We start from the raw sequence: 18,410 nt of genomic DNA, 5'->3' as shown, positions 1-18,410 counted from the left end.
GCGCTCATTTGGTTGAGACAAGGATGAGTCAAAGACGATTCGGCGTCAATTTCTTTTTTGAATCAGCAACTTACAATTTACTCTTGATACAAGATATTGTGTACTGGCTTGAACGAACGTCTATGGTGTGGGGTTACACCAAGATTTTGCAGCGCTTCGCGGTGTTGTTTCGACGGATAACCGGCGTTTGTCTCCCAGCCATAGCCGGGATGCTGTTGCGCCAAATCCACCATCAGTTGATCGCGCCAGTTTTTGGCGATGATCGAAGCGGCCGCGATTGAGACGGAACGGGCATCGCCCTTGACCACTGCCTGTGACGGGATTTTCAGCCCGCGAGGTATCATATTGCCATCTATCAGCAAAAAATCGGGGGCCGGATCCAACGCCGCTATCGCCCGCGCCATCGCCAGGTGAGAGGCCCGCAGAATGTTGATCTCGTCAATCTCGGCCACCGAGGCTTCGGCCACCGCGATTTCGGCCCGTTCCCGCAAGGCGCTGTCCAGAGCCTCGCGGCGTTTTGCCGTCAACTTTTTAGAATCGTTCAACCCGTCCGGAATATCGTCGGGGTTCAGGATAACAGCGGCTGCGACCACAGGCCCGGCCAATGGCCCGCGCCCAACCTCATCCACGCCAGCGATCCTCAGGCAACCGCGCGCCAACAGCGCCTTTTCAAGTTCAAAGTCAGGTGTCGTCATACCCCCGGAAGATCGTGTTTCGCCTCGCATCGCAAGAAAAAAGAGAGGGCGGCTTGCGCCACCCTCTCCCGCGTGGCGCTTCTGCGGCGCCACTCCTGCTCGAAATCTGTTACTTGTAACTCACGCGGTATCCTTTCTGGCGCAGGCAGGCAGGTTCGTAAGCCCGCTTGACCTTTTTGCCGTTCCAGAACCCGACCTTGCACTGTTGCGGCAGGCTATCGCTGTATTTGTAGTGCTTGTTAAGGCACTGCGTCCCCAGCAGCGGGCGCTTCGGGGAATATCCTTTGAACGTATGCAAGCATCGTTGTGGCAAGTTGTAGCGTGCAACACGCTTTGGCAGCGGGCGCACGTGATGCGGCCTGTGTTTTGGCTGCTTGCGCACATGTTTCTTAGGCGCCTTATATATGTGATTATAGTTATGCGTCACGGTGTTCTTTTTGCTTTCGTCGCTAAAATGCTTCACGGCAACGCCAAGCAGCGCGATGGCCGCCAACCCGCCAATAATGTCTTCGGCATCAGCCGCCCGCGCCTGCGAAGCCGAGATACCTGTAATGGCAACCGCAGACGCCACGATCAAGGCGATGAATCTCTTGTGCATGGTGCTTGTCCTTCAATAGTCCTAATGCGCCCGGTGCTGGGCCATTTGCTCGATGTCCCGACACTGTTTGCAGCCCACTCCGACAAGCAATAACGGGCCGGTGTTATCCGATATCAGGCCCCGGAAACCCTTTAGGTTATTGAATATCAGGCCGACCCGTGCGCAGGATGCGGCCTATGAAACAGATCCTCTCTTCTCTGGCCGTTTTGGCCCTGATAACGCTTGGAACCACTGCGTCGGCGGCGGATTGTTATGCCGACTACAAGGCCAAGCAGGACAATCCGCTGCGCCTGCATTATGGCGTTATGCAGGTGAACTCCTGCGGTAAGGGAAAGGCCAAGAAAGAGGTCGCCCAGCGCCTGAAAGGGTCGGGTTGGACCTTGCTGAACGTCATGTCCGTATTCGGACCAGAAGGGTTGGATAAAAGGAAGGCCAATGCCGGAAAATTCTATCTCCGTTACTGAAGCCCGTCGATCCGGTGTCAGACTGGTCGGCGCAGGCATAGCGGCGATCGTGTTGATTCTGGTAACGGCAGCGATTTTTTTGTTCTGGACGCTGCCAGATGCCAACGCTTTCAACGCGCGGGTCGAGCGTTTGTTTGTCGAAAGCGATCTAACCTCGCAGACTGAGATCCGCCTGCTTGAAATTCTGGCGCAATCGGGCACCGCCTTTGCTGACACGCTGTCCAGTTACCGAATGGTTATTTTTGTCCTGCTAGTCTTTGCCAGCGCTATGCTGGTCACAGCGCTGGTGTTCCTGGTGATGCTCGTGCTGTTGAATCGCCGAATGGCACAGATCGAACGTACAGGCATTCAGGTGACCTCACTACTGATCAGCCGGGAAGAAAACACCGTCTACCTCAACAACATGGATTTCAAGCTGACCCCGGCGGCGATGGAAACCCTGTCAGTGCTGGCTGAATCCCGTCTGGATGACGAGGTTCTGTCCGGCGTGCAGATCGAGGCGATGATCTCCGGCAAAGACGCCGCCGATTGCGATGAGGCAGCAGGAGCCACCCGGATCAAACGGCTGCGCGATGCTTTGGGCAATCAGATGGTTAGCGAGTTGTTGGTCAAGAACATCGCCAAAAAGGGCTACATGCTATCGATCGAAAAAAACGTGATTCAGATGGTCTGATCCGGACGCACCCAAAGGGGCGGCGTGATAAATTAGCGATGAAACCTCTTGGAATACTCAATCCAAAAGCCCATCCTATAAGGACTCACGTCAGGGAGTCTGATGATGAACGTCCATACCACACCCAAAACCAAAGGCTATGGAATCTCGGTCGAGCCGCTGACCGGCCAGATCGAGATTTACCGAGATGACATTCTGCTGGCCAAAAGCTCCAATGCCAAAGTCATGTATGAAACGCGGCTGCCCGCCACGCTCTACATCCCGCGTGCGGATGTCTGCGTTGATCTGGGCGAGGAAACCGACCTGCAAACTTTTTGTCCATTCAAAGGGACTGCAACCTATCACGACGTTATTCTGGACGGTCAGCGGCTAGCCAATTCCGTCTGGGCCTACGAAGAAGCGCTGCCAGAAAGTATCGCTATTCAGGGATGTGTCGGCTTCATGCCCAGCGCCTACACACATGTCGATCTAGGCGAAAACACCCTGCGAGAGCCCGATGACGGAAACATTAGCGGCCCCTTGATTGATTGGCTGATGCGTGGCGCATCCGAAAATGGCACTCCCGAAGCCTTTACCAAAGCGCTTGCCGAAAAAATGCTGGAACATGGCATTGCCATTCAGCGCCTAAGTATCCTGACCTGGTCTCTACATCCGCTGATCGCCGGCAAACATTATATCTGGGAGAAGGGTGAGGCAGAAATTTCGACCAATGTGCCGACCTATGAAATCCACGATCATCCCGCCTATATCAACAGCCCCCTGCGCCATGTCTCAAACGGTTTGGGCGGCGTACGTCAGCGGCTAAACGACGAAAACCCCCAGAACAGCTTTCCGATCATGGAGGATTTGCGAGCCAAGGGCGCGACCGACTATGTTGCCATGCCACTTCCGTTCTCGGATGGCAGGACCAATGTGCTGACCCTGACCTGTGACCACCCGGACGGGTTCACCACGGAAAACCTTGGGCTGGTGTTCGAATGCTCATCCGTCATCGCCCGTTTCTATGAGGTCTTCATGCAACGCGAGAACGCGCAGGTACTGCTGGAAACATATGTGGGCAAACGCTCTGGCGCGCGCGTTCTGGGCGGTGAGATCCGACGCGGCGATGGAGATGAGATCGACGCCGCCATCATGTTTTGCGATTTGCGTAATTCAACCAGTTTGGAAGAGAAGCTTGGCCGTACAGCTTACATCAGCCTGTTGAACGATTTTTTCGAAACCGTTTCAGGTATCGTGCATGACAATGGTGGCGAGGTATTGAAATTCATCGGCGACGCTGTGTTGGCCGTCTTTCCCGAGGGTGAAGATTCGATCGCAGCACGAGGGAGCGCACAGCGCTCTGCCATCGAAATTGTCGAGAAACTGGGTGAGCTGCGCGTTTCCGGCGACGACACCTATTGTGATTGCTCCATCGGAGTGGCCTTTGGACGGGTCACCTACGGCAATGTCGGATCGCGCGAGCGATTGGATTTCACCGTCATCGGGCAAGCCGCAAATATCGCCGCCCGCCTGGGGGAATACGGGAAAAAAGTGGGGCATCGGATTGTTGTCTCAGCCGACATTCAACCCGCTTGCGCCAGTGCTTTGCCCCTGGGCGAAATCAAGCTGCACAACGTGTCCCAGCCGGTAACATCCTATGCGCTCAGAACGTCGGCGGATACAGTGCTGAACACGTGATACCCTTTTTTCGCAGGGCTGGTAGGAACGATTATGCACCCAGCAGAATCAGCGCGGTTTGGGCGGGTGAAATGGTGCTTTGCAGTTGGGCAATCTGACTGCGGGCAAGATACTGATCCGTCAGCCTGCCCACCGCTGCCTCGTCGGCGAATTGCGCCAGATCATCAGATCCGGTTACTTTGGACAGCCTGTCTTTGAAAACCTCAAGCTGCTTATCGATGTCCAACTGCGCAAAACTCGACGGCAGGCCAAGCGCCGTCTCCATCATGCTGCGCAGAGGAGGCTGTCCCATCAGGTCGAACCACTTTGTATCCGCGCTGCTATCCTGCGCGGCCAGGTCCGACAACGTGTGCTGAGCATAAAGCGAAATCCGCATGGTTTCATTCGCCTCACCCACTGCGACTTCAAACCGGGACACTACATTGTCCTGCGCAATCGCTTCCATATTGGATTTCAGACCCGTTTTCCGCACGTCTCCGGGCCCCAGACCAAAAGCTTGGGAAAACTCTCGATAACGCTTGTCGGCAAGCCGGTTAGACAGAGCGTCATCTGCGCTTGTCCCATCTGACAATATTTTCTGGATGAAATAGCGATTGTTGACGTCACCCTCTAACCCGAAGGCACCCAGCGCCACTTGCAGCAATCGCCGGTCTGAGACCAAATCCTCGGCCGTCTGCACCTTGCCGATATTGTCCAGAAAGTACTTTGCCTCTCTTTCATTGACGGCTGAGGATGAAAAACTCTCTAACTGCGCATCATAGGTACGCTGCAAAAAACGCCAGCCGACGATGCCGCCTGTAGGGATGACAGGCTGAAATGTCATTGCTGATACGCCATCAACCGTTCTTCGCGCGGCAGCAAAGCTCGCAATGACTTAAGGCACTTGTAATAATGTTCAGCAAGCAAAGCTTCGGTGGCTTCGGACAAGACCCGGCGGCTGTCTGCATCAGTGAAGACTTGGCTCAACTCTTCGACTCGTCGAAGAAGCTGTTGCCGCGCGTGCTCTGGCTCCATATCACCCGACAAGACAAGCTGAACGGCGTAGCACACCCGCCGCACGGGCGTGTTCACTTCATCCGGGTGAATGGCGTCGCGCAAACGGAGGACATTGGCGTCCGGCGTCATGATTGAAAACCGGCCACGGCGGTCCCCATTTTCAACGACGACGCCATTGATCAGCACCCTCTCTTTCGGTGCCAGTTTCAGAACCAGCCCCCCCATCAGGTTGCACCCATCTGCCGCAGACCCCGAAGAACCGCCATGTTGATCTCAAGCAGAGGCTCCACGGTTGCCTTATTGCCCAACACCTGACTGCTGTGCTGCTCGGTAAATTCTGCCAGATAAAAGATCCGCGCCCGCAGTTCACTGGGCAGGGCGTTGTCGGAATCCGATACGCCAGTTGCCAGAACGGTCCACAAACGACGATTTTCGTGCAGCGCCTGAACGAATCCCCCGAAGTCGGTTTTGCGCCGCGCGGCCGCTGCCTTGAGCCGATGCGTGATCTTTGAAATCGCCTCGTATTCGGTATCGCGCGGCGTGCGTGTCGGGGCGGCGGTTTGCGCATAGGCACGTTGTGCAAGAGTTTGCGGTGTCACTTGAAATCCTTCCAATGGGCCGTCTTGTGGCAGTCAGGGCCGGGGCGCGTTTTCGCGCCCCGGCCAGGTTCCGAGAATTAGCGGAACAGCGACAGGATCGACTGCGGTGCCTGATTGGCGATCGACAGCGACTGGGTGGCCAACTGCTGCTGCACTTGCAGGGCCTGCAGACGGGCCGAGGTCTCTTCCATGTCGGCGTCAACCATCGAACCGATGCCGGACTTGAACGAGTCCGTCAGCTTGGAAACAAAATCCTGCTGCGTTTCGATACGACCCTGCGCCGAACCAAAAGCCGCCGCCGCGTCAATCGACGTGTCGATCAGGGTTTCGATAGTGCCCAATGCAGCCGATGCCCCACCAGCGGTGGAAACGTCGATCGAGCTCAATGCGCCAAGGCCACCTGCACCTGCATTGGTAAATTGCGCGGAAACGGACACATCCCGATCTGCGGCATCAACACCCGCGCCGGTCACAAACGACAGAGTTCCCTCTGCGCTTGGATCATAATCGATAGACAACCCCTGAACACCCAAAGCGTCGATTTGATTCTTCAGGCCGATGGCAACATTGGCGTCGGTATTCGCCGCGTCATAGGTACCAGATGGATCAAGGTCAGAATCCTGCACAGTGTAGGAGACAGATCGATCACCCACGGTGATTGAGATTTTGTCGCCCACGGCAAAGTTGTCGGTCGAACTGTCGATCACAATCGTTCCGGTGCCACTGTCCTTGTCCATGGTGAAACCAGCTGCATCGTTGTCTGTTGCCGTATTGTCAGAACCGGCAAGAACGGCCTTGCTGGCGTAACCACCGGTGGACAGGTTCTGGCTTGCAACCGAAATCGACGAAGAGGTCACAGTGCCTGTGTTGTCACGGTCAAGCGAGGACAGGATAGATGCAGTTCCTGCTGTACCATCCACAAGATTCAGGCCGTTGAACTGAGCCGCACCAACAACCGATTCAATTTGATCACGCAAAGCGCTCACATCGTCGTTGATCTTGCCGCGGTCCACGTTGTCTTCCTGCGCAGCGACGATTTTCTCCTTCATCTGAGTCAGCAGGTCGGTCACTGTTTCCGACGCGTTGCGCGCCACGGCCACAGTCGATTCACCCAAGGCAAGGCTATCTTTGATCGCGTTGAAACCCTTAACATCTGATTCCATGACTTTGGAGATCGCCCAGACCGCCGAATTGTCCTTGGCGGTCGCGACGTCCTTACCGGTCGAAATCGCGTTCTGGGTCATTTCCAGATTCTTGTTAACCGATTTCAGGGTTTGCAGCGCCACCATTGCGCCATTGTTTGTCAGAATGCTGGACATAGCTTTCTTCCTTTTCCGTTCGGGCCCTTTGCGCCCATGCTTACCCCGCACCGCAGGCGGGCTTTGACGTCTTTCTGATCAATGCGATCCGCCGTCGGGCTTGTTCGCGCCACCTGCTGTTTCAGGTGCCCGCCCACTTTGGCTTTTGATCCCTAACGGAGTGCTAAAACGTCCAAGCCAGAAAATTCGGATTTGAATCAAACCAGCAGCTATGCCCGCTTTTCCAGCTTTGCATTGCGGCGCACAGCAAACCCGCTGCGCTGCCCGTCTGCCCCATAAGTGCTGAATTCCTGCCGGACACGACGCAATTCGGCCATGCGGCTGGCCACGGCGCGAATTCCTTCGGCCGCGCTGTTCAGCAAGGCCTGGTTCCGCTCGACCTTTTTCTGCAGACGCACCAACTCGGCGCTTTCAAAGACCTGAAGCTCATTGATGGCGCCAATCAACTTCTCTTTTTCCGGCACCATATGGTTCAGACGATCCAGATCACCGTCAACAAGTGCTAAGCGTTCGAGATCCAGCACTTCTTCAAGGGATCTAAACAAGTCGGTGTCAGGTTTGGTCGGCATTCGTTTTCTCCATCATGGACTGAAACAGAATTTCGGACAGGCCAACACCGCCGGACTCGGCCAGCGCACGGGCCTGATGCTGCACCAGAAATGACGAGAACTGATCCTCACCTGCGCCACCGCCGAAGGATTCGCTTGTTTCACCCAAGCCCGAGGATTTCAGCATTTCTGCCAAAAACGCCGACTCCAAATCGACGGCGGCGGCCTGCAGTTTCTCAGTGGTCGTGGGGGCCTGTACGGCAGGAGGGGGCGCAGAAATCTTCATCGCTTTCTCCGAAATTTACATCGAACTTTCTCGATCAAAGAGGAAAGCAGTTAAAATAAACGTAACTTCCTGCGGGCAGATTTCCGGTCACACAATCGGAGTCGGAGCAAAATGCCCAATCCTCTTTCAGTCTTGATGCCTTCGCCTGGCAACACCGTGAAACCTGATGCAGCCCGGCATGGCGCGCATGACGCCATTAGCTCCGTATCTTTTCAAAATATCATGGACCAGGAAACCGACCCGCAACCGGCTGAGTCGGAAACTACGATTCTTGTGGTTCAGCAGCCCGATGCAGAATCAGAACTGGAATTGGCCGGTGTGGAAGGTGAAACCCTGGATACTCCTGACGTGCCGGATGATCAGCCGCTTGCTGATTTACGCCCTGTATTACCGGAACCGGTTCAGAAGCAAACCGCGCAAACGCCACTCGAAAACCAATTCCCGCCACAGCCGAACACGCAGACGGGCATCGAAATGGCCGTTGAGGTACAACCAGATGCCCCGAACAACACAGCTGTGTACGCACCAGAAAGCGCTGCTGAACGCGCGGAACTTCCAGCCGTTCAGACCCTTGTAGTCAGGTCGGTGCCACTTCAAAAATCTCCGGACACTGCGACTGCGTTCCAAAGTTTCCCGAATGGACCGGCAATTCCAAATTCGCGTCCAGGTGAGGTTCCCGAACTCTCGCCCGTATTTCGACCAGAACGAGATATGCGCAATACCTCTGCCGTACCACCCGTGCATAACGCAAACCCCGTGACGACCGACCGTGTGTCAACACTCGTGCAGTTGCAACTTTTGGCGTCGGAGCAAAACGACACGCGAACAGAAGCACTCACTGACTCCGTAGTCGAAGAAGCCTCGTCCGTCAGAGAGTCCCTATCGACGTCGACCACACGAGATGCGGCACCTGCACCCCAAGTAACAACATCCACAGCTCGCGCTGAAACGGCGCGCGCTGTGGCCAACCAAATGGCGACACTCGTCTCTGCCCGTGGACAGCCCGGCACCATCGAAGTCGCCCTAAACCCCGAAGAACTGGGGCGTGTTTCGATTGTCCTGAACAGCCGCGAGGATGGTCTGCACATGACGATTTTGGCCGAGCGGCCAGAGACGCTGGACATGATGCGCCGCCACCTTTCGGTTCTGGAGACCGAGTTCCAGAACTTTGGACTTGGTGATCTGTCCCTTGATCTGGGCACTTCGAGCGACGCGCAGCATGGCGACTCTGAAACGGGCGAACCCCGCGGTTTATCGGACTCACAGCCCGAGCCTGCCCCGGCGGCTGGCCCGTCCATTCCGAAACTCGGCCCGGATGGCCGGATCGACATAAGGCTCTGACCATGATCACCCCGACACAACCCACGACCCAGACAAATTCCCAATCGCAGGGGACAGCGCCATCACAGGCATCTTCCATCGCATCGGATTTCGACACGTTCTTGCTGTTGATGACCACGCAAGCGCGAAATCAGGACCCCCTAGAGCCGATGGATTCCACGGAATATGCCTCGCAACTGGCCCAGTTCTCGATGGTTGAGCAACAGGTGCAGGCCAATGAGTTACTGTCAGAACTGGCGCTATCACTGGGTGGAATAAAGCTGGAGGAGCTTGCCAATTGGGTTGGCATGGATGTCCAGACAACCGGAGCCTTCCATTTTGACGGAGAGCCGGTGGCGCTGTCTGCACAGGCAGCAGCGGCGGCGGATAACGCCGTAATGGTGATCCGGAACAGTACCGGCACCGAGGTGGAACGGGTTTCAGTCCCGGTGACGCAGACCGAGTTTTCCTGGGCCGGAACAGCCAGCGACGGTAGCCCTTTGCCAACGGGCAGTTACTCAGCCACTTTGGAGAGCTATGACAGCGAGGAATTACTATCGGCCCAGCCGGTCGCAGCATTCAATCAGGTAGTCGAAGCTCAGGTTGGGGAGGATACGGTCCTGCTCACTTTGGAAAGTGGCGAGGTTGTTCCAGCAGGAGCGGTGACAGCGGTCCGAACCGGAACTTGATCTGTTGGGCAGGACAGGCCACACCTGAGCAACCTGCGACTCGCTTACTGTACTGGTGACCCCTCTGACTGACCCAACCTGCCCCCCATTGGATCTTGTCGACGACCTGCGCCGTCGGGGCCTGATTGCAGCGGACGTGCAATTTCAGACCCTGTATGGCGGGCGCACCAATCATGTATGGAAAGTACTTGGGGAAAACGGCGGAAAGGTTTTGAAACTCTACCGTGCCGCTTTGCGCAACCCGCTATTTCGCAATGACGCCGAACTAGAGGCACAATGCCTGTCGATATTGGAACCCGCAGGTTTTGCCCCGCGCCTACGCGCAACCGGGCGGCACGAATCCGGCCGATGGGTATTTTACGACCATGCTCCGGGCGCACCGTGGCGCGAGGGGGCAGATGCGGTGGCGCAATTGTTGCGCAGGTTGCACGCGCTGGCGTTGTCGGTGCCAGCGCCCAAAGGATGCAACGGCAGCACGGATCTGGCCCGGCACGGACAAAACATCCTGAACGGGTGCTCATCCCCAGATCGGCATTTGCTTGAAAGCCTGAAGCCCTACGAACAGGTTCCGTCAACCAATCAGACATGCCTTATTCACGGTGATCCAGTCGCCGGGAATATTCTTGTCGCTCCATCGGGGTTGACCCTGATTGACTGGCAATGCCCAGCGCTGGGGGACCCATGCGAGGATCTTGCCCTGTTTCTGTCACCTGCCATGCAGCATATTTATCGGGGCGCAGCCCTGAGCGCCAAGGAAGAGGATCAGTTCCTGTCAGCCTATGATCATGCAGCCACGGTAGACCGTTATCACTCGTTGCGACGTTGGTATGCTTGGAGGATGGCAGCCTATTGCCTGTGGCGTGTCGAAAACGGAACCCCGGACTATGCAGCGGGGTTTGAGTTGGAACTGGCGACTTTGTAGCCGTTACATATCCATAAGCGCCATCGCCGCATAGGCTGGCGGCAGCAACGCGCGGCGCCAGCGACCAAGCGGGAATCGCCTGGGATGCCGCGTTATTGGTTCCGGAAGATTGGCCTGCTGTCCCAAAACCATCCGGGCCAACGCCCGTCCGCAATAGGTACCCATCGCCACCCCGTTGCCGTGATAGGCAAACCCGGCGAACAGCCCCGGCTGATCCGCTACAGGGCCGACATAAGGCGTCAAACTCCGCGAAAGACAGACCATACCGGACCACATATGGGTGACATCGACCGCCGCCCATTCTGGAAACATCCGCCGGAAATCTATCATGGCCCTGCGCCGAATGGCGGCCTCAGCCCGTGGTGAAGAACGTAGTCCGCCGCGCATCCCGAATAAGAATCTCCGATCGGGCATAAGGCGGAAATAATGCAATAGGTGGCGGGTATCATAGCACATCTGCTGCGAAGTCCAGCCCTGTGCTTGAAGTTCCTGTTCAGACAATGGGCGCGTGACCAGAACCGTAGATTGGGCTGGCATGTATCGTCCGGCCATCCAGTTCGGAATATCCTCGCTGGAGTAACCGTTTGTGCAGATCAGCACATTCGCCGCTTTGACCCAACCAGCATTGGTGTGAACATCGAAACCGGTATGCGTTTTACTTATGCTTTGAACGGTACTTTTCTGGAACAGCTCGGCACCGGATGATCGGGCGGCTTGGGCGATGCCGAACAAGTATTTTCTGGGGTTCAGCGCGAATCCGACAGGATTTGAGTATCCACCATGAAACGTGCCCTCCAACCCCAGCGCTGGCAGGTCACCGGGCTCATGAAGCTCTCCCAATGCATCAGCATTGCGACGCAGCTTTTCCATAGCGCGCCGGGTGTGGGCCAGTTGGGTTTCACCCTTCGAATGCACATCTGCATCTATGCCATGGGATTTCAGAAGGTCAGCCACTAGATGGACGGCATCTTTTTCAGCCCGTTCATAATCTTGCGCTTCGGCCTCTCCGAATTGCCTAACCATCGCAGAGTGACTCAGTTTTGACCCGCTCAAACAGCAAAAGCCGCCATTGCGCCCCGATGCGCCCCAACCCGGCGTCTCTGCCTCAAGCACCGCAACCGAAACCCCGGCCTTAACCAAATACAGAGCAGCCGAAACCCCGGTAAAACCACCGCCGACGATTGCAACGTCAACGCTCAGATCCCCTTGCAGCACCGGCCAGTCCGGGCTGGCGATCGTCTCATCCCACCAGCAGTTGGCCCTTGGACCGGAGCCATAGGTGTAGTCTGGAAATAGCCGCTTCATTCGGTCTGCGCAGCGGCCATTTCGTCTTGCTTTTGCCGCACCATAGCGCGTTTTGTGACCAACGAGGCTGTGATGACACCCACGGTCACAATCGCGATCATGATTGTGGACAGTGCATTGATCTCGGGACTGACGCCCAGACGCACGGCCGAGAAAATTTTGATCGGCAAGGTGGTGGCAGACGGGCCCGAGGTAAAGGACGCGATCACCAGATCATCCAGCGACAGGGTGAAGGCCAGCAACCAGCCCGAGATCACAGCGGGCGCAATGATCGGCAGGGTCACCAGCCGGAACGCCTGCGCAGGCGAACAGCCCAGATCCAGCGCGGCCTCTTCCAATGACTGGTCAAAAGTCACTAGGCGTGAGGATACGACAACCGAGACAAAGCACATCGAAAAGGTCGTATGCGCCAGAACGATGGTCAGAATACCCCTGTCCAACCCGATACCGATGAACAGCAACAGCAGCGACAGGCCGGTGATTACCTCGGGCATCACCAACGGCGCGTAAATCATGCCGGAAAACAGCGTACGGCCAAAAAACCGCTTGCCGCGTACCAGCACATAGGCCGCTGCAGTGCCCAAGATCGTTGCCAGCGTCGAGGAAAACACTGCAACCCGCACGGTCACCCAGGCTGCATCCAGAAAGGCTTCGTTCTGGACCACTTCGCCATACCACTTGGTCGAAAACCCGGCCCAAACCGTGACAAGCTTGCTTTCGTTAAAGCTGAAGATCACCAGAATGATCATCGGAATGTAAAGGAACGCAAACCCCAGCGTCAGCGAGACAGCGTTGAACCAGCTCATCCTGTTCATTGCTCAGCCTCCGCCTGCTTCTGCTGGTTGCGCTGGAACAGCACAATCGGGATCACAAGGATCAGCAGCAGAACCACAGCCACAGCACTGGCCACAGGCCAGTCGCGGTTCGAGAAGAACTCTTCCCACAAAACCTTACCAATCATCAGCGTGCCCGAGCCGCCCAACAGCGAGGGGATCACAAACTCACCGATCACCGGAATCATAACAAGAAAACAACCCGCGATGATGCCCGGGCGTGACAGTGGGATAGTCACAAGCCAAAACGCCTGAAAACGCGAACAACCCAGATCTTCGGCCGCTTCGATGAGTGAGTCATCCATTCGTTCGAGCGCGGAGTAAATCGGCAGGATCATGAAGGGCAGATAGGTATAGACGATGCCGATATAGACCGCTGTATTTGTGTTCAGAATAGTCAGTGGGGTCGAGATGATACCCGTCCACAACAGGAACTGGTTCAAATAACCTTCGTTCGACAGAATACCCATCCATGCATAGACACGGATCAGGAATGAGGTCCAGAACGGCAGGATTACCAACATCATCAGCGTCGGTCGCCATTCGGTCGGGGCGCGGGCCATGCCATACGCAATGGGATAGCCCACCAGCAGCGTCAGGAATGTTGAAATCACCGCTATTTTGACACTGGACAGGTAGGCCTTCCAATACAAGTCATCCTCGGTCAGCCAGACGTAGTTTTCGAAATCGAGCTGGCTGAAGAATTCCTTGATCCCCGCCCATCCCTGCGAGAAATCCAGCGTCGGCGTGTAAGGTGGAATTGCCAGCTCGGTATCCGACAAAGAGATTTTCAGAACAATGAAAAACGGCACCAGAAACAGCGCCAGCAGCCAGACATAGGGAACGGCGATTAGAACAGCGCGGCGCATCAGTTTGCCAGCAGAACCGCAGCCGTCGCTGTCCACGACAGCCAGACCGGGTCTTCCCATGTGAATGATCGGCGCGAGATACGACGCGTATTGGCCGTTTGCGCCTTGATGATCGTGCCGTTTGGCAGTTCGACGTGATAGGTGGACATGTTGCCCAGGTAGGCAATGTCATGCACCTTGCCCTGTACCGCGTTGATGGCGTCCGCCGGACGATCCGCCGAGATCGTCACCTTCTCGGGCCGGATGGCCAGATGACAGGACTGACCATTTGAAATCCCGTTGGCCGAGGTTGCCGTCAGCGGCGCCTGCCCTTCGGCCCAGTCGATCTGATAGGTTTCATCACCATTGGCCGAAGCCCGGCCCTCAATAATGTTCACGTCGCCAATGAAGTCCGCAACATAGACCGAGTTCGGATTTTCATAGATTCGATCTGGTGTAGACACCTGCATCAACTTGCCTTGATCCATCACAGCCACGCGGCTGGCGACGGTCATTGCCTCTTCCTGATCGTGGGTGACGATTACGAAAGTGGTGCCGGTCTTCTCCTGAATATCCATCAGTTCAAACTGCGTATCCTGTCGCAGTTTCTTGTCGAGCGCACCCAGGGGTTCATCCAGCAGCAGCAGCTTCGGCGCCTTGGCCAGAGACCGCGCCAGCGCCACGCGTTGCCTCTGACCGCCTGAGATCTGATGCGGCTTGCGTCGGGCGAATTGCTCGAGCCGGGTCAGGCGCAACATCTCTTCAACACGGTTTTCAAGATCGTGCTTGGCCATGTTGTCTCGACGCAGGCCGAAAGCGATGTTGTCCCAAATGCTTAGGTGAGGGAACAACGCGTAGGATTGGAACATCATGTTCACCGCCCGCTTGTTTGGCGGGATCGGGTCGATGTCCTGACCGCCTAAGATGATGTGTCCTTCAGTCGGGGTTTCGAACCCGGCCAGCATCCGCATCATGGTGGTCTTGCCGCAGCCAGACGGCCCCAGCAAGGCAAAGAATTCTTTTTCGAAGATATCCAGAGACAGGTTGTCGATGGCCGTGAAGGCACCAAATCGCTTGGTAACATTCTGGAACTGGATCAAAGGTTTCGCCTGCGGGTCATCCCACGGCGCAAAGACGTCAGAGTTCAAAACGGCCCCCGTTCGACAATCTGGGAAAAGGAGCAAGGCGGACGAACCGCCTTGCGCAGACAGATAGGATCAGGTGCCCGACTTGATCTTGGTCCACAGTCGGGTCACGACCCGCTGCGTTTTCGACGGGTACGGCGTCGTGATATACAGATTTTGCATCGTGGCCTCATCCGGATAGATCGCCGGATCGCCAATCACGTCTTCCTCAAGAAACTCCTGCGAGGCCTTGTTGCCGTTGGCATAGTAAACATAGTTCGACGCGGCAGCCATGTTGTTGGCGTCCAGAATGAAATCCAGGAATTTATGCGCGCCTTCCGGGTTCGGAGCATCCGCCGGAATCGCCATCTGGTCAAACCACATCAACGAACCTTCGGCAAATGGATGGTATTCGATTTCCACCCCGTTGTCGGCCTCAGCCGCACGATCCCGCGCCTGAAGGATGTCCCCGGACCAACCAACAGCCACGCAGATATCCCCGTTTGCCAGCGCGTTGATGTATTCCGAACTGTGGAATTTCTGGATATGCGGCCGGACACTCAGAAGAACCTCTTCAGTCTTGCCAATGACGTCCTTGTCATGGCTATCCGGGTCCTCGCCGATATACTGCAGTACCATCGGGATAATCTCGGCTGGCGCATCCAGGAAATGCACACCGCACGATGCCAGCTTTTCCATGTTCTCAGGTTTCAGCACCAGGTCCATGCTGTTCAACGCGACATCATCACCCAAGGCTTCCTTGACCTTGTTTACGTTAACGCCGATCCCTGTAGTGCCCCACATATAGTTAATCGAATACGCGTTGTTTGGATCATACCCCGCGGTGCGCTCCTGAATCACGTCCCACAGGTTTCCCGTGTTTGACAGTTTTGACGCATCCAACTCTTGGAACGCACCCGCCTGTATCTGGCGCTGAAGGAAAGTACCGGACGGCACCACCACATCATAACCTGATCCTCCGGCCAGCATCTTGGTTTCCAGAACCTCGTTGCTGTCGAACACGTCATAGATCAGCGTCAGGCCGGTTTCCTCTTCGAATTTGGCAAGCAGGTCCTCATCAATGTAGTCGGACCAGTTGTACACGCGCACCTCTTCGGCGAAGGCCGCCGAAGTCCCCAATGCGATGATCGCCGTCAGCGTCAGCGTTTTCAGTTTCATTTTTCTTCTCCCTGCAACTGTACGGGTATTTTCCCGTTTTTTTGGATTTGATCAAGTTTTGCGTTTTCCCTCGATCTGGCGTATGGTTCCACGACGTCAGAAACCTGACAAGTCAACATCAGTGGAAACAGGGCAAATCAATTGGATTTGATCAAAAATATCGCATCCGGCTCGCAATCAGAGACCGAAAAAAAACCTGCGCATGAGCAGGTGTACCAGACCCTAAAAGCACAGATCATGTTTGGTGATCTGGTACCCGGGCAGCCCGTCACGATACAGGGTCTGACTGATTCGCTGGGTGTTGGCATGACCCCCGTACGAGAAGCGATTCGCCGCCTGATCTCGGACGGGGCACTGGTATTTCAGGGCAACCGCAGGGTCAGCGTGCCCCTTTTGTCATCGGGTGACGTCGAGCAGATGATCTTCGCCAGATTATCAATAGAATCAGAACTTTCCAGACGTGCAACAACAAATATGAACCACTCGGATATCGACCACCTGGAACGCATCGACCAGCGGTTGGACCGCACCATCGCCGACGGGGACGTCAGCGGATACCTGCATCTGAACCACACGTTCCACGAAACGCTGTATTCCCACGCAGGCGCTCCGATCCTAAGCGATTTGGCCGAGCGGCTTTGGCTGAGATTCGGCCCGTCTTTACGCGTGGTATGCGGTCGATTTGGAACTCAGAGCCTACCGGATCGTCATAAGGATATCATCGTCGCGCTACGCGCGCAGGACGCCGATGGGGCTGCAAAAGCCACGGCTCAGGACATCGAACAAGGTATGGAACTGATGGCCGGTGCGTTGGTTGAGGCCTGAGTTCGATCGATTCGATTGACAGAAAAAAATTTGATCATATTGTGAGTCCCAATCGCTCTTTCAGGAGATTTTCGGATGTCCACCATCACAAATCACATGCCCACCGCCGAATTGCAGGCGCTGGATGCCGCCCATCACATTCACCCGTTCTCGGCCAATGGCTCACTAGGTGAGGAAGGTGCGCGTGTCATCACCCGCGCCAACGGTGTTTACCTGACCGATAGCGAAGGCGAAGAGATTCTGGACGCCATGGCCGGTCTTTGGTGCGTCAACATCGGCTATGGCCGGGATGAGTTGTCCGAAGTTGCCGCCCGCCAGATGCGTGAACTGCCCTATTACAACACCTTCTTCAAAACCACCCACGTGCCTGCGATTGCTCTGGCCGCCAAGATTGCCGAACTTGCGCCGGGCGATCTGAACCACGTCTTCTTCGCCGGTAGCGGGTCCGAGGCGAACGACACCAACATCCGCCTGGTGCGCACCTATTGGGCCGAAAAAGGCCAACCCGACAAGAATATCATCATCAGCCGCCACAATGCTTATCACGGCTCGTCTGTGGGTTCGGCGTCTCTGGGTGGTATGGCCGGGATGCATGCGCAGGGCGGCATTCCGATCCCGAATATCCACCACATTAACCAGCCGAATTGGTGGGCCGAGGGCGGCGACACAACGCCCGAAGAATTCGGTCTGGCCCGCGCGCGAGAGCTGGAAGAGGCCATTCTGGAACTGGGCGAAGACCGCGTTGCGGCCTTTATCGCCGAACCCGTTCAGGGGGCCGGCGGCGTGATCGTCGCGCCGGACAGCTACTGGCCCGAGGTTCAGCGCATCTGCGACAAGTACGATATTCTGCTGATCGCGGATGAGGTGATTTGCGGGTTCGGCCGTACCGGTAACTGGTTCGGCTCAGAGACCGTTGGCATCAAGCCGGATATCATGACCATCGCCAAGGGGCTTAGTTCGGGCTACGCGCCCATTGGCGCCTCGATTGTGAATGACGAGATCGCCGCAGTGATCGGCGGGACCGAGTTCAACCACGGCTACACCTATTCAGGCCACCCGGTCGCCGCCGCCGTGGCACTGGAAAATCTGCGCATCCTCGAAGAGGAGAAGATCGTCGAGCACGTCCGCGACGTGGCCGGACCCTACCTGAAACAGAAATGGGAGGCGTTGGCCGACCACCCGCTGGTCGGTGAGGCCAAGATTGTCGGCATGATGGCCTCGATCGCGCTGACGCCGGATAAGGCCAGCCGCGCCAAATTCGCGTCCGAGCCTGGCACCATCGGTTATATCTGCCGCGACCGCTGCTTTGCCAACAACCTGATCATGCGCCACGTGGGTGACCGGATGATCATCTCACCGCCACTGATCTTGACGCCAGCGGATATCGACGAGATGTTCGTGCGGATTTACAAGTCGCTGGACGAGGCGCAGGCCGAAATCATCAATCAAGGGCTAATGAAAGCCGCGTCATAGGCCATTCCTGAAAACAGCTATTTAAGGGACGCTTGAA

Annotated in this window: 21 protein-coding genes; 8 read left to right on the top strand and 13 right to left on the bottom strand. The window is 56.2% G+C overall.

All coding sequences use genetic code 11. From position 1 onward, the window contains the following. Window positions 1-77 precede the first annotated feature (77 nt). Entirely contained in the window at window positions 78-695 is a 618-nt protein-coding gene (locus tag ACR0D7_RS15290; protein WP_480679767.1) for a ribonuclease HII, read from the bottom strand. 109 nt (window positions 696-804) lie between these two features. Next, entirely contained in the window at window positions 805-1,293 is a 489-nt protein-coding gene (locus ACR0D7_RS15285) for a hypothetical protein (RefSeq protein WP_480679766.1), read from the bottom strand. Window positions 1,294-1,469: 176 nt separating this feature from the next. Here ACR0D7_RS15285 and ACR0D7_RS15280 point away from each other — a divergent pair, with 176 nt between their 5' ends. The 3 genes from ACR0D7_RS15280 to ACR0D7_RS15270 all read left to right on the top strand — a co-directional run bounded on the left by ACR0D7_RS15280 (window position 1,470) and on the right by ACR0D7_RS15270 (window position 4,107). Then, window positions 1,470-1,757, top strand: a complete 288-nt coding sequence (locus ACR0D7_RS15280) for a hypothetical protein (RefSeq protein WP_170383900.1) — start codon at window positions 1,470-1,472, stop codon at window positions 1,755-1,757. Beyond that, entirely contained in the window at window positions 1,729-2,430 is a 702-nt protein-coding gene (locus ACR0D7_RS15275) for a winged helix-turn-helix domain-containing protein (protein WP_480679765.1), read from the top strand. Before ACR0D7_RS15280 ends, ACR0D7_RS15275 begins: the two co-directional genes overlap by 29 nt. A 105-nt stretch (window positions 2,431-2,535) precedes the next feature. Next, window positions 2,536-4,107, top strand: a complete 1,572-nt coding sequence (locus ACR0D7_RS15270; protein ID WP_480679764.1) for a DUF427 domain-containing protein — start codon at window positions 2,536-2,538, stop codon at window positions 4,105-4,107. A gap of 31 nt (window positions 4,108-4,138) precedes the next feature. Here ACR0D7_RS15270 and ACR0D7_RS15265 read toward each other — a convergent pair whose 3' ends face one another. From ACR0D7_RS15265 to ACR0D7_RS15240, 6 genes are all read right to left on the bottom strand, one after another. Continuing rightward, window positions 4,139-4,930, bottom strand: coding sequence for a DUF1217 domain-containing protein (locus ACR0D7_RS15265; protein ID WP_480679763.1), 792 nt, complete (start codon window positions 4,928-4,930; stop codon window positions 4,139-4,141). Further along, on the bottom strand, window positions 4,927-5,328 hold the full coding sequence (gene flbT, locus ACR0D7_RS15260) for a flagellar biosynthesis repressor FlbT (protein WP_170383891.1): 402 nt from the start codon (window positions 5,326-5,328) through the stop codon (window positions 4,927-4,929). Before flbT ends, ACR0D7_RS15265 begins: the two co-directional genes overlap by 4 nt. Next, entirely contained in the window at window positions 5,328-5,702 is a 375-nt protein-coding gene (flaF, locus tag ACR0D7_RS15255) for a flagellar biosynthesis regulator FlaF (protein ID WP_480679762.1), read from the bottom strand. Before flaF ends, flbT begins: the two co-directional genes overlap by 1 nt. 77 nt (window positions 5,703-5,779) lie before the next feature. Then, window positions 5,780-7,021 (bottom strand): flagellin N-terminal helical domain-containing protein, encoded by a 1,242-nt coding sequence (locus tag ACR0D7_RS15250; protein ID WP_480679761.1) that lies wholly within the window; start codon window positions 7,019-7,021, stop codon window positions 5,780-5,782. 209 nt (window positions 7,022-7,230) lie between these two features. After that, window positions 7,231-7,590, bottom strand: a complete 360-nt coding sequence (locus ACR0D7_RS15245; RefSeq protein WP_480679760.1) for a flagellar biosynthesis protein FlgN — start codon at window positions 7,588-7,590, stop codon at window positions 7,231-7,233. Next, window positions 7,574-7,855 carry a rod-binding protein gene (locus ACR0D7_RS15240; protein ID WP_480679759.1) on the bottom strand — a complete coding sequence of 94 codons (282 nt, stop codon included), beginning with the start codon at window positions 7,853-7,855 and terminating at the stop codon, window positions 7,574-7,576. The genes ACR0D7_RS15245 and ACR0D7_RS15240 overlap by 17 nt, the downstream gene beginning before the upstream one ends. Before the next feature lie 111 nt (window positions 7,856-7,966). On the opposite strand from ACR0D7_RS15240, the gene ACR0D7_RS15235 reads away from it, so the two are divergent. From ACR0D7_RS15235 to ACR0D7_RS15225, 3 genes are read left to right on the top strand one after another with little or no spacing between them, the layout of a single operon-like run. Then, window positions 7,967-9,196, top strand: a complete 1,230-nt coding sequence (locus tag ACR0D7_RS15235; RefSeq protein ID WP_480679757.1) for a flagellar hook-length control protein FliK — start codon at window positions 7,967-7,969, stop codon at window positions 9,194-9,196. Window positions 9,197-9,198: 2 nt separating this feature from the next. After that, window positions 9,199-9,864 (top strand): flagellar hook capping FlgD N-terminal domain-containing protein, encoded by a 666-nt coding sequence (locus ACR0D7_RS15230; RefSeq protein ID WP_480679756.1) that lies wholly within the window; start codon window positions 9,199-9,201, stop codon window positions 9,862-9,864. A 55-nt stretch (window positions 9,865-9,919) separates the two neighbouring features. Then, entirely contained in the window at window positions 9,920-10,786 is an 867-nt protein-coding gene (locus tag ACR0D7_RS15225; protein ID WP_480679755.1) for a phosphotransferase, read from the top strand. Window positions 10,787-10,789: 3 nt separating this feature from the next. Here the strand turns inward: ACR0D7_RS15225 and ACR0D7_RS15220 are convergent, their stop codons facing one another. The 5 genes from ACR0D7_RS15220 to ACR0D7_RS15200 form a co-directional block, all read right to left on the bottom strand. Further along, the gene (locus ACR0D7_RS15220) at window positions 10,790-12,091 is read right to left on the bottom strand and encodes an NAD(P)/FAD-dependent oxidoreductase (RefSeq protein ID WP_480679754.1); all 1,302 of its coding nucleotides are present in this window, start codon (window positions 12,089-12,091) and stop codon (window positions 10,790-10,792) included. Then, window positions 12,088-12,906, bottom strand: a complete 819-nt coding sequence (locus ACR0D7_RS15215; protein WP_480679753.1) for an ABC transporter permease — start codon at window positions 12,904-12,906, stop codon at window positions 12,088-12,090. The genes ACR0D7_RS15220 and ACR0D7_RS15215 overlap by 4 nt, the downstream gene beginning before the upstream one ends. Continuing rightward, window positions 12,903-13,793 carry an ABC transporter permease subunit gene (locus ACR0D7_RS15210; protein WP_480679845.1) on the bottom strand — a complete coding sequence of 297 codons (891 nt, stop codon included), beginning with the start codon at window positions 13,791-13,793 and terminating at the stop codon, window positions 12,903-12,905. Before ACR0D7_RS15210 ends, ACR0D7_RS15215 begins: the two co-directional genes overlap by 4 nt. Then, on the bottom strand, window positions 13,793-14,920 hold the full coding sequence (locus tag ACR0D7_RS15205) for an ABC transporter ATP-binding protein (protein WP_480679752.1): 1,128 nt from the start codon (window positions 14,918-14,920) through the stop codon (window positions 13,793-13,795). Before ACR0D7_RS15205 ends, ACR0D7_RS15210 begins: the two co-directional genes overlap by 1 nt. Window positions 14,921-14,989: 69 nt before the next feature. Then, window positions 14,990-16,075 (bottom strand): polyamine ABC transporter substrate-binding protein, encoded by a 1,086-nt coding sequence (locus ACR0D7_RS15200; protein ID WP_480679750.1) that lies wholly within the window; start codon window positions 16,073-16,075, stop codon window positions 14,990-14,992. A 141-nt stretch (window positions 16,076-16,216) separates the two neighbouring features. Here ACR0D7_RS15200 and ACR0D7_RS15195 point away from each other — a divergent pair, with 141 nt between their 5' ends. Next, complete coding sequence (locus ACR0D7_RS15195) at window positions 16,217-16,900, top strand: GntR family transcriptional regulator (RefSeq protein ID WP_480679749.1); 684 nt, start codon at window positions 16,217-16,219, stop codon at window positions 16,898-16,900. A 75-nt stretch (window positions 16,901-16,975) separates the two neighbouring features. Next, on the top strand, window positions 16,976-18,373 hold the full coding sequence (locus tag ACR0D7_RS15190) for an aspartate aminotransferase family protein (RefSeq protein WP_480679748.1): 1,398 nt from the start codon (window positions 16,976-16,978) through the stop codon (window positions 18,371-18,373). Window positions 18,374-18,410 lie beyond the last annotated feature (37 nt).

This window comes from Ruegeria sp. BB7 (assembly GCF_056539365.1).
The sequence above is the reverse complement of the archived record's forward strand: the minus strand, read 5'-3'. Positions and strand labels throughout refer to the sequence as shown.

Excerpts from the sequence above, each read along its gene's own strand:
- ACR0D7_RS15290 (WP_480679767.1), bottom strand. The coding sequence starts at position 695 with ATGACGACACCTGACTTTGAACTTGAAAAGGCGCTGTTGGCGCGCGGT.
- ACR0D7_RS15285 (WP_480679766.1), bottom strand. The coding sequence starts at position 1,293 with ATGCACAAGAGATTCATCGCCTTGATCGTGGCGTCTGCGGTTGCCATT.
- ACR0D7_RS15280 (WP_170383900.1), top strand. The coding sequence starts at position 1,470 with ATGAAACAGATCCTCTCTTCTCTGGCCGTTTTGGCCCTGATAACGCTT.
- ACR0D7_RS15275 (WP_480679765.1), top strand. The coding sequence starts at position 1,729 with ATGCCGGAAAATTCTATCTCCGTTACTGAAGCCCGTCGATCCGGTGTC.
- ACR0D7_RS15270 (WP_480679764.1), top strand. The coding sequence starts at position 2,536 with ATGAACGTCCATACCACACCCAAAACCAAAGGCTATGGAATCTCGGTC.
- ACR0D7_RS15265 (WP_480679763.1), bottom strand. The coding sequence starts at position 4,930 with ATGACATTTCAGCCTGTCATCCCTACAGGCGGCATCGTCGGCTGGCGT.
- flbT (WP_170383891.1), bottom strand. The coding sequence starts at position 5,328 with ATGGGGGGGCTGGTTCTGAAACTGGCACCGAAAGAGAGGGTGCTGATC.
- ACR0D7_RS15250 (WP_480679761.1), bottom strand. The coding sequence starts at position 7,021 with ATGTCCAGCATTCTGACAAACAATGGCGCAATGGTGGCGCTGCAAACC.
- ACR0D7_RS15245 (WP_480679760.1), bottom strand. The coding sequence starts at position 7,590 with ATGCCGACCAAACCTGACACCGACTTGTTTAGATCCCTTGAAGAAGTG.
- ACR0D7_RS15240 (WP_480679759.1), bottom strand. The coding sequence starts at position 7,855 with ATGAAGATTTCTGCGCCCCCTCCTGCCGTACAGGCCCCCACGACCACT.
- ACR0D7_RS15235 (WP_480679757.1), top strand. The coding sequence starts at position 7,967 with ATGCCCAATCCTCTTTCAGTCTTGATGCCTTCGCCTGGCAACACCGTG.
- ACR0D7_RS15230 (WP_480679756.1), top strand. The coding sequence starts at position 9,199 with ATGATCACCCCGACACAACCCACGACCCAGACAAATTCCCAATCGCAG.
- ACR0D7_RS15220 (WP_480679754.1), bottom strand. The coding sequence starts at position 12,091 with ATGAAGCGGCTATTTCCAGACTACACCTATGGCTCCGGTCCAAGGGCC.
- ACR0D7_RS15215 (WP_480679753.1), bottom strand. The coding sequence starts at position 12,906 with ATGAACAGGATGAGCTGGTTCAACGCTGTCTCGCTGACGCTGGGGTTT.
- ACR0D7_RS15210 (WP_480679845.1), bottom strand. The coding sequence starts at position 13,793 with ATGCGCCGCGCTGTTCTAATCGCCGTTCCCTATGTCTGGCTGCTGGCG.
- ACR0D7_RS15200 (WP_480679750.1), bottom strand. The coding sequence starts at position 16,075 with ATGAAACTGAAAACGCTGACGCTGACGGCGATCATCGCATTGGGGACT.
- ACR0D7_RS15190 (WP_480679748.1), top strand. The coding sequence starts at position 16,976 with ATGTCCACCATCACAAATCACATGCCCACCGCCGAATTGCAGGCGCTG.